This is a genomic window from Streptomyces dengpaensis, assembly GCF_002946835.1.
Taxonomy (GTDB): domain Bacteria; phylum Actinomycetota; class Actinomycetes; order Streptomycetales; family Streptomycetaceae; genus Streptomyces; species Streptomyces dengpaensis.
In genome coordinates, this window is record NZ_CP026652.1 from 1,736,124 (window position 1) to 1,750,372 (window position 14,249).

Sequence of the window (14,249 nt, forward strand, 5' to 3'; positions counted from 1 at the left end):
CGTCAAGATATCGCCCGTAACGCCCACACCGCACATAAGGCGCACGAATAAAACCGCAGTTCAGGAGCCCTTAGCTGCCGGTCAGAGATCGCGACGCACTCCACATGATGGGTCTGCCGCGGACTGTCACGGAACCGCCTGGACACCCTCTACAGCCTGGTATCTCATAGCGGGACCGTACTCGTCAGGCGAGGTCAGCTGCATCAGATCTGATCGCCCCAGCCTATTCACGGCAGCACGAAGGTCACGCTATGCCTCGCCCGTGTCACTGCGACGTAGAACTTCGCCTGCTCATTGAGGACGTTGAAGTCGCGGGTCTTGTAGTAGGTGATCATGGGCTTCGTCGGGAAGATGAGCACCCGGTCGTAGGTGCTGCCCTTCGAGGCGCCCATGTTTATCGCCTCAAGATCGCCCGTCTTGGTACGCCGGTCCCACCGCAATACGACCGGCGAGTACTGCGCTACGTACCCCGGCACGTCCGACCCTCGGATGTCGAAGATGCCGTCATGCCCTGTCAGTTCCGCGTTCTTCGAGATGGTGCGGGGCAGCTTCGGGTAAAGGTCGTCTGCGAAGTCGCAGATTGCCTGGTTGCAGCGATAACTCTCCACGCGGCTATCGATGACGCAGACGTCCATGCGCTCGTTGAACCAGTCGACGATGGCGCTTCCCCGGTACCGCCTGTTCCTCGTGGCGGTATTGGTCGCGAACGTCGCCTGTCGGGGGTCACCCACCATCGTGAGACCGACAGGCGACTTCATCAGAGCGTCCAGTAGATCGAGGTCGTACCCTGCCATATCTTGGATTTCGTCGACGTAGATGTGGTCGTACATCCCCGTAAGGCGGTCCACGACCCTGCCACCGCTTCGCTCGTTGGCCTCGTGCGCCAAGGCCGCGACCTCATTGCGGTACACGGCGCCAGCGGTATCGAGGTAGTACTGCTTCGGCTTGTCCTTGCGGGTGAACCGGGCCCGCTGCCCCAGGAAGTTAAGGCCACCCATCAGGCCGGTCTCGCCCAGAACGCAACTCTGGTAGGGGCGAGCGCACTGGTTCATCAGGAAGGTGAACCAGCCCATGACCGTGACGTGACTCGGCAGGATGCCGGTGCCTTCGCTCAGCCTGTTCACAATCTGGCTGAGGTTCTCATTGGTGTAGGTCGTCACAAGGACCCGCTTCGTCGGGTCACCGAGGACCCGGTCGATAATGTGCTGGGTCTTGTGCGAGCCGGCCGCCGCGATGATGGCCTGGTTGTTAGGAGACCGCATCGATGGCCTCCGTGATGTACGACGGCATCGTGATGGTCTGGTCGCTCTCGAAGATGGCCAGCGCGCAGTCAGTCTTGTGCTTGCTCATGTAGTCGAGCAGGGCGGTGTCAGTCCTGTGGCTCTGTCCGAGGACAGCGTTCAGATCAGTGAGTCCGTTCACCTTGAACAGCTGCGGCTCCAGGGTCTTGTACGTCGCGTCCTCGCCGACGTGGACACTGATGTTGGGTTGAGCGGTATACCGGCTGTACCGCTGCTGCACATCCCGGGCGTCGTTCCCGTCGTTGTCCGTAACAACGGCGACGATGTTCTGCGGCAGCAGCATCGCGATATCAAGGAACCGCTTGAAGGAGAGCCCGCGGACGTTGATGACGTCGATGCCACTCTCAGCTGGAAGCTTGCCGCCATGCGTGTCCATGTGGGCTCGCTGGATGACCAGTTCATCCGACGGGCCCTCGACGAGGATCGATCGCTTCGCTAGTACTAGACGGAGGGTGTCGTATCCCGAAAGCTTCCGGAAGTACTCCTGCGTGCCGGCCGGAAGGCGATCAAGGCGGACGCCTGCGGAGGAGGACAGCAGGACGAGCTTCTCCAGTCCGAGCTTGTTCAGCACGAAGGAGCTGTGCGTGGTGATGAAGACCTGACGGTCCTTGCACTTATCGCTGATCTTGCGGATCAGCTTGCCCAGGTTCGGGAACGAGAGGTGGTTCTCCGGCTCTTCGACGAGCACAATATGCGCGTCATCGACCTTCTTATTGAGGGCCAACAGGATTTTGAGTGTGCTCTGCTCGCCCTTGCCGACGAACTGGTAGGGAAGATCGTCCAGGTGCGGCACGATGCCACTTTCCCAGCTCGACTTCTGCGAGACGTCGATGTTCAGCGTCAGCTCGCGGTCACTGACGTCGTTCGGGGCGCCTCGCAGGTCCCCATTGATCTTTGCGATCGAAGCATCTTCTGCGAAGGTCTCCCGAAGACTCCGGTACGCCCGTGCCAGTTTCACGCGCTCGTCTGCGTCCAGATAGTCATTCAAGATGTGTCGCATGTAGTAGTCGACACCGCTTTGCAGGTGGATGGTGGCAGCATCGATCAAGGAAGCGGTAGCCGGGATGCTGCGGAACGTGACCCCGTTCCCGTCAAATGAAAGCCATTCAACCTTGTAGTACTCAGTGGGGATCAGTCGAACCTTGTCAGGCCGCTTGATGAACTCCTTGTACTCCGCCTCGTAGTCCGAGTTCAAAGCGACTCGGACACGGACGCCAGGTTCATCTACCTTCAGGAGGTTGTTAGTCCCCTTGAGGCCAGCCGTCTCGGAGGACGTTTCCAGGAAGAGGTCGATGATGATTTCAGGAGGCGCAACCGGGCGCCCGACCTCCAACGCTGCGATCCACTCAGCAACGGCATCTTGGTGGAACAGATACGGTGACAGGTCCTGGTAAAGCGGGCGTCCGCGCAGCTTACCGGTCAGGCCGAGCTCGATAGCATCCAGAATCGTCGACTTACCCGCATCGTTGTCCCCCACCAAGATGTTCATCTTGGGGTCGAAGTCGAGAGTAAAGTCCCGGAATATTCGGTAGTTGCGAATGACGATCTTGGAAAGCATGTACCCCCCTGGTACGAAACTTCCTTCGGGCGAAGACCAGTGCCGAATTAGGTCAGCGGCACCAAGCTCCCCACGAGGCCCCACTACACCCTCTCGAACAAGTGGCACGGGAGCATAGCAGGCGTCACGCTAGCTCCAGGAAGAAGGCGACTTAATCGAACAAGCTCTCTATTTATGGGTCGCCACTCCGGTGGGTATCTTCTCCGTCGCCATTTGGCTGATGGGTGACCGCAGTAGCCGTACCTGACAAAATTGACGCACTGGTAACAATAAGCGCCTGCAAATATCGGTAGAGGCGCTTCGTTGTGTGCCGGGCTACCGATTCCGAGGCGCAGGCCAGATGTGGTCGGCTCCCACGGGCTGAGCGCGAGGGAGCAACGCGCACGCACCATGGCGGGACCGCGAGCTTGACGCATTCGCCAGGACTGCGCCTCAATTCCCAGCGGGCGGCAACCCTCCCGCGAGGACATTGCCCGGTGGAAGGCGCAGCTCGACGAGGGCGAGACCTATGCCATGGGATCCAGCAAGAGCCAGCTCCACCGATGGAACTGCCGTTCGCTCATGAGCCTCGAGAAGCGCGTCGAGGCCGTGGAGATAAGAATCGAGGTAGTCCGCACGGGCACAGCCACTGCAACCTGGCATGGCCCGGTCTTGCCTCCCTGTTCACCGCACAGGAGCTACGAGCGAAGAAGATTCGGAGGAAGCGCTGAGATCTGTGCGGACCTGACCCGCTGTAGGCGCCCTGCCCCCTGCGTCTCTCAGTGCGCCCTTTTCCGCAGGGCATCCCCGATTGTCAGACCCTCCCCGTAGCGTCGTGAGTCCTACTCATGGCGGCTGCGGGGAGCAGCAATGGACGACGACCTTCAGATCGACAGCGACGAAGACCTCTTCCGTAACCCCGTCTACTACGAACCGGCCGGCCGGAACCTCGACCTGGACCGTCCCGACCTCGGCGTCCCGCAAGGCCAAGACCTCCTGAACGTGCTCCTGCGCATGCGAGGACGTGTCCCCGTCGAAAAGCGCGGGCTCATCTGCCCCGACTGCCGAGATCTCCGCGGCCGACGCGTCCCCATGTACCTCGTCCAGCGTGACGGCGTATGGCTTGCCTCCCACTACCGGAAACCCGGGGAGAAGCCCATCAGCCACGAGTCCGACGAGCACCTCGCCCGCAAGGAACGCGTCGCGAAGGACTCCGAAGATCACGGCTTCCACGCCGACATCGAGTCGCAGACCGCAGACGGGCACGCGCGCCTCGATGTACGCATCAACGGCGCCAACGGCATCATCCTGGGCTACGAGCCTCAGCTGAGCGCCCAGACAGCCCGCGGAATGCGTGCACGGGAGGGGTTCCGGCGCCGCGGCGGCATTCAGTCTGTCTGGGACTTCGCCGACCCCGACCACGCAGGCATTGGCACCGTCCCTTACGTCCGTACACCCAACCTACCGGCCTCCGTCATCCGCGTGCAGAAGAACCCCATCGCGGTCCAGGACGGCAACTTCGTCGTGGAGGAGGGCCAGTGCAGCCAAAACGGCGCGCTCACCAGGTGCCCCGAGAAGCCCTACGACCCGGAGAACCCCACCGACGCCGGGTACTGCGGGGGCTGGCACCGCGTCCTCATGCCCGCCCATCAGTCGAGCACCTTCACAGGCGAAGGCAGACTGACCCTCACCCGGTTCATCGTGGAAGCTGCGGCCGGTGAGCGGATCCCGTTCCAGCGGGGCGGCCACCACGGTTGGCTCCCCGCACAGCAGTGGCAGCAGTACCTTGAGGCAAACGGTCCCGCCCGGGACGACAAGGAGCGCCAGCCATTTGTACGGCAGGGGGACCGGCGCGACAGGTGCACCGAAGACCGTCCGGCTTCGGAGGTGCGGGCTGAACCGAAGCAGAGACGTGGCAGCCGCGCGATCGTCCTCGAGTCCCGCCCCCAGGAAACCGAAGCCGCCAAGGTTCCGGTCGACGCGTCGGGTCAAGCGATCCCGCTCTGCCGCTTCGGCTGTGGTCAGCCTGCAAGCCTTCCAGGACCCGAAGGGCTACCCGAGCACTTCTCGTGCCGCAGGAAGCATGAGGCGTGATCTATCGGCCACCGCTGGCTGCCACTCGCTGTGTCACCTGGTGTCAGAGCCCCCTGCCCTGTTCGGGTGGGGGTGTCGTCTCGGCGCTCCATCAACGCTCGCCACCTCGACATGGTCTGACCTGCCCGACAAGCCACCTGACGCCCCATCAGAACGAGCGTCATTTCAGCGTCAAGATATCGCCCGTAACGCCCACACCGCACATAATGCGCACGCACAAAACCGCAGGTCAGGAGCTCTTCGCGACCGGTTCAAGGATGGCAACGCACTCCACATGATGCGTCATCGGAAACAGGTGGAGACAATGCCGACGGCCCCAACCAGCGGTGCTGGCGCCGATTGGGCCCTATGCAACTCGCCTCCAACGCTGAACGGAGCAGGGTATCCGTCAATGGCCGGTTACCGAAACCGGTGATTCCTCGGACTATTGGCAGTCCACCGCGTCTCCCCGCTTCCCCACTGCCGCGGAAGCAACTTAACCCGAAAGGCACTGTTGACAGGAATGCCCAGTCAGAGCGGCGAAACGCCTCACGGCCAGTTCAGCCCCGAGCACATCCGCGCCACCTGGAGTGGGACGGCGAGCGTCGAGGATGCCGCTCAGGCGTTCGGCTTGTCGAGATCGAAAAGCTACGACCTCGTTCGCCGCGGAGAATTCCCATGCCGCGTGCTACCGATAGGCCGCACCGCCCGCGTCGTCACCGCCTCGCTCCTCCGCGTACTCGAGAGCGGCGAGCCGGAGTACAACGGAGCCTCCAGTGCAAGCCCCAATCCGTCATGACCAACTGCACGACGACGCCCCGCCGCGGCAAGCTGGCGGGGCGTCGTCGTATCAGGTCCCCGTCTACGCAGGACCCCCGCCGGAGCAAGCCGACGGGGATCCTCACGTGTCACAGCCCCTATGAGCGGGGTCCTGTGGCTATCTGACCAGGTAGAAGACTTTCCGGGCCGCGTCGCGTTGCCGGTACCGGGCCAACCGGGCGGTCAGAATCGTGAGGACGCCACAAAAATCGGCAGGCCCCTGACTTGTTGAATCGGGCCCAGACGCGCGGTCTGCAGCCGTAGCGTCCAGGGTGTCGGTCGGCACGGGCCCGCAGTGCCCCTTGCCGCCCATGGGCTGGCTCTCCGATAGCGTGCCGCCGCCGGCCGACACCCACGCGGTGTGGCTCGACAGAGGCATGAACGTGTGCGACCGCTACTTCAAGTCAGGGTGCCCACCGCATACTTCGCCGCTTCGAGTACAGACCGGGATGCGCGTGATCACGATCGGGATCGACCCCCACAAGTCCTCTCACACCGCCGTCGCCGTGGACGGCGCAGGCCACAAGACCGGCCAGCGGCGCTTCGTCGTCAACGCAGGCACTTTCACGCAGCTGATGCGCTGGTGCGAGCCGTGGCCCGAGCGCCGCTTCGCCATCGAAGGCGCCGGCGGCCTGGGCCGCGCGCTCGCCCAGCAACTGGCTGCCGCGGGTGAGGACGTGGTGGACGTCCCCTCCACCCTGTCCGCGCGTGCACGCCTGCTGGCCACCGGAGGGGACCGCAAGACCGACCCCGCCGACGCCCTGCACGTCGCCCAGGTCGCGCTCTTCCGCCAGGACCTGCGCAAGGTCACTCCGGAGGACCAGTCCACCATCCTCCGATTGCTCACAGAGCGTCATGACGACCTGGTCAACGAGCGGACCCGCACCACCAACCGCCTCCACGCCGTCCTGCGCGACCTGCTGCCCGGCGGAGCCCCCACCGGCCTCTCGGCGGACAAGGCCGCCACGCTAATGAAGGGCATCCGCCCGATCACGGCCACCGACAACTGCCGCCGCGACATAGCCCGTGATCTGCTGGCCCACCTGCGTCGGCTGGACCAGCAGGCCAAGGCGAACGAGGCCCAGATACGCGACGCCCTGGCCGCGTCACAGACCACGCTGACGTCGCTGCCGGGCCTGGGCACCGTGCTCGCCGCGAGGATCCTCGGCCACATCGGCGACATCGATCGCTTCCCGACTGAACACCATTTCGCCAGCTATGTTGGCGCGGCACCGCTGGACGCCTCCAGCGGGAAGAACATCCGGCACCGGCTCAACACCGGCGGAAACCGTGCCCTGAACTCCGCGCTTCACATCATCGCCGTCTGCCAGATCCGCAATCCCGGTCGCGGCCAGGACTACTACCTGCGCAAGATCGCGGAAGGCAAGACGCCCGCAGAGGCCCGCCGGGCCCTGAAACGACGCCTCTCCAACGTGGTCTACCGAATCATGAAACGAGACCGTCGCAGCCATCTCGCAACCGCAGCTTGACACACAGAGGCGCTATCGGGACACGCCCCGCCAGCCCAGCACCGACAACGCACCATCCCGGACCAACCGCCGTCAAGAACGGACGGCGGATGCCTTCTGAGTGACTCGTTGTCAGTGGTGGCTGGCACGATCTCGGCCATGAGCGACGAGTCTTTCAACTGGCACGACTTCCTCGGCCGTTGGCAGGAGGAGTGGGTTCCCCGCGCCGAGCACGAGGAGGACGGGGACGGCGGTCCAGGTCCCGTCAGGCTGGGCAGGCCAGGGGCGGACGAGGCCGCGATCACCACGGTCGAGAAGCGGCTGGGGAAGCGACTGCCGCCCTCCTACCGCCAGTTCCTGGCCACGAGCGACGGATGGCGTGTGGAGCAGACGGCCGGGGTCTATCAGCTCGGTGGGATCGCGGACATCGACTGGTCCCGGGATCCGTACGGATTGACCGAGGTGTACGAAGAGAATCTGGGCGACGACCCGCGCGAGCAGGAAGTCCTGCTCGCCGGCATGTGGCAGCGATCGCTGCGCCTGGAGACGGACTCCGATATGACGCTGGCTCTGCTCGACCCGGGCGACCGCGACGAGCACGGCGAGTGGGCGCTCTACATCTACAAGGGCTGGAGCGGTGAATGCCCGGACCGCTACCCGTCGTTTCGTGCCTACATGGAGGCCATGTACCGGAGCTTCCACGGCGACCGGGTGGGGCGGCCGGGCTTCGAGAACGCCACCACGCGCGCCCAGGACGCCCGGGTCGAGGAGGCCCGCCTCCTCGCCCTGCGCGGACGGCATGAGGAGGCCCTGCCCTTGCTCGAGGAGGCGCGGTCCTTCGGACGACCGAACAGCGCCATTCTGCTGAACCAGTTGCAGCATCTGGCGGCTCCCCGCGCTCAGCGGGACTACGGCTCCCTTGTGGCTGACCCCCGCTATCTGCCCGAGCTCCTTACGGTGTCGGCCATCGAACCGGCCTCCGGCGAATGGCGACTGGGCGGAGACGACCACTGGCTGGGGATGATGGCCGCCCGTGGGGTCGACCGGGAAATCGCCGAGGCCCTGTTGAGCGCGCTTCGCGACGGCACCCATCGCTATGCGCCGCCGGGTGCGTGGGGCCGGGCCGTCAACGAGGCCCGGGAGTCGGCCCGATGGGGAGCGACCGATGCCGCGTGGCGAATGCTGCGCGACGCGCTTACGCAGTGGATACCACCTGGGCCTTTGCTGCTCGCGCCCCTTGGTCTGCTCGCCGATCCGGTTCTGGGGTCGCTGATCACTCCGCAGCGCGGGCGAGAGATCCTCGCGACTCCGCGCGCAGGCGAGTCCGGGCCCGCTCCCGAGCCGGCGCCCGATCTCGACCCGCCGGGTCTCACCTGGCTGACGACGACCGGGATACATGGGCGGCCATTCGACGCGTACCGCTGCGTCTGGGTCGAGGGCGCCGACCCCGCCGGCCTACCCTCTCTGATAGGCGACGAGGGTGCCGAACTGAGTGAGCCCGTGCACGCAGCCAGGGCGTACCGGCCGTTGAGGCAGAACCACGAGCGGGAGGGCGTCGAGCTTTGGGAGGACCGGGCCGCGGTCATGGCCGGCCGCTGCAGCGAGGGGTGGGCCTTCGCCTTCGACGGCCAGTCCCGCCAGGGCATCAATCACCTGTTCCAGTCCCCCGCCGCGGCCGCCTCCGCGTCGGGTCGCGCCGTGGTGGTGTGGCGTGAGCCGCAGCGGCACTTGGCTGATCACCCGGCCGCATTCCATGTCTCGGTGGCCGAACGCGGCGTGGAACTCTATGCGTTCACGGTGCGGGGCAACGACATCCGGCGCTCGGGTGCGATACCCAACACCCTGGATCCCGCGCGATTTGTCGGCTCACCTGACACCCATCTTGACCGAGAGGTACGCCTGTTGGAAACCCTGCACGCCGAACTGGGCATCTCGCTTCCCTGTTTCGCCCTGTCCCAGGGCAGCCTCCCCATGTTCACCACCCGGTCCTGGACCCGGGCGCCGCGCGAGGGCGAAGGCTTCGCCTACCTGGGCTTCGTACGGCGTCGCCCCTGAGGCGACGCTACCGCAGAGCGGCGACCACGGCCTCGGCCACCCGGGCGAAGAGGCGGTCGTCGTATTCGGCATTGTCACCCTGCCCAGCCGTACACCGTGGCTACACCGCCGCCCTGAGTCCTCGCACACACCAGGACCCACCGCACACCAGGAGCCAGGTCCCGCTGATCGAGGGCCCGCACCGCAGCGCTGGCCGACTCGGCCACATCGGTGCCTGACGCAGCCGTCACGGTGATCACGTAGTCGCGTCCGGCGAGTTCGAAGAACACGGCCGGATCATCGGGCGAGTGGTAGTCCACCGTCGCCTCGGCGTCGGTCCGCCGGATCAGAGCCGCCACCACGTTGACCAGGAGCCGGTGCCTGTCCCGCTCCGACACCTCGTCACTGTGACACTGACCGTACTCGGCCAGCAGCTCCCGTACGTCCTCCATCGACCCCGCCCCGTGCATCGTGCCTGCCGGGCACCACGCCCAGAGGAGCGACTGTCGCCCACACCCGGGCACGACGCGCGGTGATCACGGAGCCAGCCGCGTGAGCCGTTTGGCATCCCGCGCGACGGCCCTCCGTATCGTGATCGGCTGGCTGATCGGCGAAGTGCGTGAACTCATCGGAAGAGTATTTCGCACCGAGGAGTGCCTTCATGCGGCGGGTCGGCTGCTCGGGCAGGCGTTCTGCACCGCTCCCGGGAACCACTCGTGCGGGAGATCGATCGCCACCAGCGCGTCGCCGACCGCACCACCAGCCTCTTCGATGACCTCGGCGAACCACACGACGGGTCGGCCGACTGACCAGTGCGACTGAGAAAAACACTGGTCGCACGGCTTCGCCCAGGACAGGATGCGGCTATGCGTTACGCCAACGAGGACCCCGAGCTGCTCGCTCTTGTCCACCGCTACGTCACGCCCGACAGGCGCTATCTCAAACTCGGCGGCCCTCTCATGCGCATGACCGAGCCTGAACGCACCAAGTTCACACGGGAGCTCGGCGAGGCCGCCGACGACATCACGCCCCGCGAGCTGACCATCCTACTCGAAGGCACGTGGCGCGAACGCAAAACCGCAGCCTGGCTCATCGCCGTCGCCCACAGAACTGAGTTCCGCGAACGCCTCGGCGAAATGCTGCTTGCCAGCGAGGTCTGCTTCGCAGGCTCGGCCTACTGCGTCACCTTCGCCACGTTCGCGACTCCCGCCGACGCGGACCTGCTGGCTGCCTACCTCGATCGCTACCTGCGACGCCTCGACCTCTACTACGACCAGCCGGCCGCCTTGGGCGCGCTCCTCCACCTCGACGCCAAGCTCCGTGCCGATCAAGCAGCCCGATTCCTGACCGCGGAAGGCCTCTGGCATCAGTGGATCGACGGACCGCCCCGCAAGGAGCACCACGGCACGCCGGACAGCTATCGCGAGGCCATCAGCCGTCTCTGCGTCTTCGCCGATGAGAGCGCCGAGCACCGCCCGGCAAGGAACGGATGACGTCGTCCTCAGAGGGGTGACACCTGATCGAAGGGACCCACCGCCCCGCAACTCAAGGTTGTCCAGATAATCAACGCACAAGCCGCTATTGTGGCGCTGAGGAATAGGGCAATCGTGGTGGCACAGACTGGGCACCGGCGGCTGCCCTGGCAATGCTGTACGTCGCGTGCCAAGGTCAAGGCGCTGCCTGACCGGCAGGTGGGAGAAGCTGCATCAGCGCATCAGAATGGCGCTTCCGCGGTACCGCCTGATGGCATCGCACCGGGCAGTACACCTTCGGGAAGCGGCAAGTTGGTCACAACGAACTGGTTCAGGATGTCGTCGCGATCCATGAACATGATCTGGCTCCGCTTCGCCGCGTCCAAAGCATTGCCCAGCCAGTTGCGTGCAGCCTTGGTGATCTCGCCGCCAGCGACGATGAAAGCATGATCAACGAGAACGCGCCGGTTGGTCTCGGGGTCGAAGATCTCGTGCGCCAGCATCATCAGAGCCTGGTTATGAATCTCAGCAACGTTGGCATTGCCCGCCCTGGACTTTCCCATAGCGTCCAGCTTCCCGCGCTTCACCTGGATACCGAAGTACAGGAAGTGCTGAGCCTTTGTCCCGGTGCCTGGCAGCTGTGATCCGTTGAAACCCCACCTGCCGGAAAAGAGGCAGCAGCACCTGCTCGTGAGCGCATCCTCACTGCACGTGTCCAAGAACGCAGCAAGAGCCGCACGTCGCTGCATCTCGGCGGCACTCAGGGGACGATGTGGGTTCTTGGCCAGCACCGAGACGGTGTTCGTTCCGATGTGCCGCAGGTAGCAGTGCTTGTCCTCCCCGTAGAAGGCTTCGAACCCCTCACGGGCAAGTGCATTGTTCAGCAGCCGCAAGGCATTGGGCCGGTCGAGCCCCTCGTTGAGAGCGTCCGCGGGATTCATCAGGTGGTCGATCACCCTGGAAAAGGACTCCGGCGGGTGCGCAGGTCCCTCGTGCGGCTCCGCCAGCAACTGCTCAAGCACACCCGCGACCCAACGGTGCCGCGTCGAACCGTCATGCTCCCAGTCCATATCGAGTTCCCCGAAGAACTCGGTGATGTACATGCTCGACCGGTACGGGAAGTACGCAGGCTCGGCATCACCCTGAGGGACGTCCGCACCGAGGTTCCCGCAAATGAGATCGCCCAGCAGTTCCAGCGTTCTCTTCCTGAACTTCACGACGCCCCTCCCCAGACCCCACGCCAGCAACGACGTGCGAACGATTGTGCCCTGCAGTCGCAGGACCCGAAGGTGCGAGCCGCTGTCCCCCTCCGAAAGAGCACCCTCGTCTCGGGGTACCGATGCCTTCCTGGAACCCGCAGGACGAGACCATGCGCGCATGCCCGTGGCTCACCTGCCATCAGCGTGCGGACGCGGTCCCCGTCTACGCAAGACCCCCGCCGGAGCAAGCCGACGGGGGTCCTCACGTGTCACGAGCGATCACAGGCGTGTCACCAACCCCGCGGATGCACTCATGTCACAAGGCTCTGACCTGGACTTACGCGCTCACCCTGGACCAGCTGGACGCCCGTGGACGGTTTCTACGACATGTGCCATGTGGTACCCAGCGAGGGTCCCAAGATCAGGACTGGGGCGTCTTCTGGCCCGTCAAAGCGGCATTGCAGGGTGTTCGTCACGCTCTCACTCACGCCCTGCACGCTCTCACATCTCACCATTTCTCACGCGCTTGGGTCGGACCCCCGTGCAAGCCGTCCCACGTTGTGGCGGCTTCGCGAAGATCCTCTGCATCCGGCTTGACGTACCACCTCTTGGTGGTCTTCGCGTTCGCGTGTCCGGTCTCGTGCTCCAGGACGTAGCCGGAGGGCGAGGGTGGGGCGCAGTCCGAGGAGGGCGCCCTCAAGACCGGTTTTTGTCGTGATCTTCCGCGTAGGCACGGTAGATGTCGTGCACCGAGCCACCGCGGTGCAGGAACCGCTCGTCGAGGATGGAGGCAAGGTCCTCCAGCGCCGTGGTGAGCACAGAGGCGGCGAGCCGGACCTCGGCGTGCTGGGTGTTGCTGCCGCGTTCGGCCAGTTCGGCTGCGTACCTGACTGTGGCGGCCAGTGATGTGTGGTCCTCGCCGTCGTGGAAGTAGTAGGACTCGGCGTACTGGAGGAAGTCGACGGAGACGCGTGCCACGTCAACGGAGAGGCTGTCCAGGATGGCGGCCCCCACGGGGGAGTCGAGCTGCATCGGTGAAGGGTCGTTGCGCTGCAGCTGCGACAGACGCAGGGCCAGAGCGCGTCTGCGCGTGAGCGCCGGATAGATCTCCAGCACCCAGGAGACGGTGGCAGTCAGCAGGACGAAGCCGACCAGGGCTTCCAGAGGGGCGACAATGCGCAGCCATGGCACCGCCGGGGCGATGTCGCCGAGTCCAAGAGTCGTCACGGTGACCATGGAGATGTAGAGCGCGTCCACGAGCCCGCCGTGCTCCGCGGGCTTCAGGCCGGCAGCGAACGAAAAGGCGTCCGGCATATGGAGCCAGTAGATCAGCGCCCAGCCCACGATGACGCTGCCCGCCCACATGGCCACCACGGTCACCATGGCGAGCGGCCCGGCGAGTCCGGCCGCCCGTCTGCGCAGGGGGAGCCGCTGCGACAGTTTCCACAACGTCGTCATGACGTGTCGGCTGAGCCCTCCGTGCCGGGTGGGGTGCCACAGGGTGTGGAAAAGATCTCTCAGAGCGACCATCACCAGCACTGCTCCGACCAACGAGACCAGCCATTTCATACGCGTCTCCCAAGGTGCGGCGTACGCGCTGCCAGCATGCACGGCTGCCCCCTCGGCCCTGTGCAGGCCACGCGCGGTGCTGGGACGTCGCTGCGCGGGTTCACCTTGCATCGGCTGACCGGCACTGTGTGCGGGTCAGCCGATGGGGCCGTCGGCCCCCGACCGGCGCACGCCGCCTCTCTGCCCCTCTCGGCGGCCCTCACATGGCGGACCTGCCTGGAATCGCGCAGCGTGGCTGCCACGGGCATACAGAGAGGTGGAGCGGCATGGACAGGCCTGATTCGGCTCCGCGCGTCGTGGTCGGCGTCGACGGTTCCCCCTCGTCGCATGCGGCGCTGCGCTGGGCGGTCCGGTATGCCGGCCTGGTCGGAGGAGCCGTAGAAGCGGTGGCGGCCTACGGGCTGCCCGGTGCGCATGGATGGTCAGCGCCGGCAGCGGATGTCGACCTGGACACGGAGGCCGCCGAGCGAGGTCTTGTCGACGAGGTTCGTGAGGTGCTCGGTGAGCCGGCTGCCTCCCAGGTGCGGGAGCTTCTGGTGCACGGCAATCCGGCCGAGGTGTTGCTGAACGCGTCCGAGGGCGCCGAGGTGCTGGTGGTGGGCAGCCGTGGCCGGGGAGGGTTCGTGCGGGCGCTGCTCGGCTCGGTAAGCCAGCAGTGCGCGCTGCATGCGAAGTGTCCGGTCGTCATCGTCCGTCCTGACGTCACCGTGGGGGGCGCCACGGCCTCGTAAGGCACGGCGCCGCATGGACAGCAAGGCGCGACCGGGAGCCGGCGC

Annotated in this window: 11 protein-coding genes and 1 pseudogene; 6 read left to right on the top strand and 6 right to left on the bottom strand. The window is 65.4% G+C overall.

Annotated elements, in window-relative coordinates:
• Positions 1-227: 227 nt before the first annotated feature.
• Together C4B68_RS07965 and C4B68_RS07970 are read right to left on the bottom strand one after the other, a co-directional pair.
• The gene (locus tag C4B68_RS07965; protein ID WP_099498692.1) at positions 228-1,262 is read right to left on the bottom strand and encodes a UvrD-helicase domain-containing protein; all 1,035 of its coding nucleotides are present in this window, start codon (positions 1,260-1,262) and stop codon (positions 228-230) included.
• Complete coding sequence (locus C4B68_RS07970; RefSeq protein ID WP_099498693.1) at positions 1,249-2,859, bottom strand: ATP-dependent nuclease; 1,611 nt, start codon at positions 2,857-2,859, stop codon at positions 1,249-1,251. The genes C4B68_RS07965 and C4B68_RS07970 overlap by 14 nt, the downstream gene beginning before the upstream one ends.
• Positions 2,860-3,708: 849 nt before the next feature.
• Here C4B68_RS07970 and C4B68_RS07975 point away from each other — a divergent pair.
• The 4 genes from C4B68_RS07975 (at position 3,709) to C4B68_RS07990 (ending at position 9,254) form a co-directional block, all read left to right on the top strand.
• Positions 3,709-4,932: a hypothetical protein gene (locus tag C4B68_RS07975; protein WP_099498694.1), complete on the top strand. Its 1,224-nt coding sequence runs from the start codon at positions 3,709-3,711 to the stop codon at positions 4,930-4,932.
• A 502-nt stretch (positions 4,933-5,434) separates the two neighbouring features.
• Positions 5,435-5,710: a helix-turn-helix transcriptional regulator gene (locus C4B68_RS44675; protein ID WP_099498695.1), complete on the top strand. Its 276-nt coding sequence runs from the start codon at positions 5,435-5,437 to the stop codon at positions 5,708-5,710.
• Between the two features lie 469 nt (positions 5,711-6,179).
• Positions 6,180-7,220, top strand: a complete 1,041-nt coding sequence (locus C4B68_RS07985) for an IS110 family RNA-guided transposase (RefSeq protein ID WP_099498696.1) — start codon at positions 6,180-6,182, stop codon at positions 7,218-7,220.
• Between the two features lie 138 nt (positions 7,221-7,358).
• Positions 7,359-9,254 (top strand): SMI1/KNR4 family protein, encoded by a 1,896-nt coding sequence (locus tag C4B68_RS07990; protein WP_099498697.1) that lies wholly within the window; start codon positions 7,359-7,361, stop codon positions 9,252-9,254.
• Between the two features lie 74 nt (positions 9,255-9,328).
• Here C4B68_RS07990 and C4B68_RS07995 read toward each other — a convergent pair whose 3' ends face one another.
• Positions 9,329-9,685 carry a hypothetical protein gene (locus tag C4B68_RS07995; protein ID WP_099498698.1) on the bottom strand — a complete coding sequence of 119 codons (357 nt, stop codon included), beginning with the start codon at positions 9,683-9,685 and terminating at the stop codon, positions 9,329-9,331.
• A 93-nt stretch (positions 9,686-9,778) separates the two neighbouring features.
• Positions 9,779-9,862: pseudogene (locus C4B68_RS43065) on the bottom strand (GNAT family N-acetyltransferase); the annotation flags it as partial.
• 237 nt (positions 9,863-10,099) lie between these two features.
• Between C4B68_RS43065 and C4B68_RS08005 the strand changes: the two are divergent.
• Positions 10,100-10,726 carry a DUF6000 family protein gene (locus C4B68_RS08005; RefSeq protein WP_099498699.1) on the top strand — a complete coding sequence of 209 codons (627 nt, stop codon included), beginning with the start codon at positions 10,100-10,102 and terminating at the stop codon, positions 10,724-10,726.
• Between the two features lie 221 nt (positions 10,727-10,947).
• Here C4B68_RS08005 and C4B68_RS08010 read toward each other — a convergent pair whose 3' ends face one another.
• Positions 10,948-11,922: a hypothetical protein gene (locus C4B68_RS08010; RefSeq protein ID WP_240634249.1), complete on the bottom strand. Its 975-nt coding sequence runs from the start codon at positions 11,920-11,922 to the stop codon at positions 10,948-10,950.
• Between the two features lie 678 nt (positions 11,923-12,600).
• Positions 12,601-13,473 (bottom strand): potassium channel family protein, encoded by an 873-nt coding sequence (locus C4B68_RS08020; protein WP_099498700.1) that lies wholly within the window; start codon positions 13,471-13,473, stop codon positions 12,601-12,603.
• 266 nt (positions 13,474-13,739) lie between these two features.
• On the opposite strand from C4B68_RS08020, the gene C4B68_RS08025 reads away from it, so the two are divergent.
• Positions 13,740-14,204, top strand: coding sequence for a universal stress protein (locus C4B68_RS08025; RefSeq protein ID WP_099498701.1), 465 nt, complete (start codon positions 13,740-13,742; stop codon positions 14,202-14,204).
• Positions 14,205-14,249 lie beyond the last annotated feature (45 nt).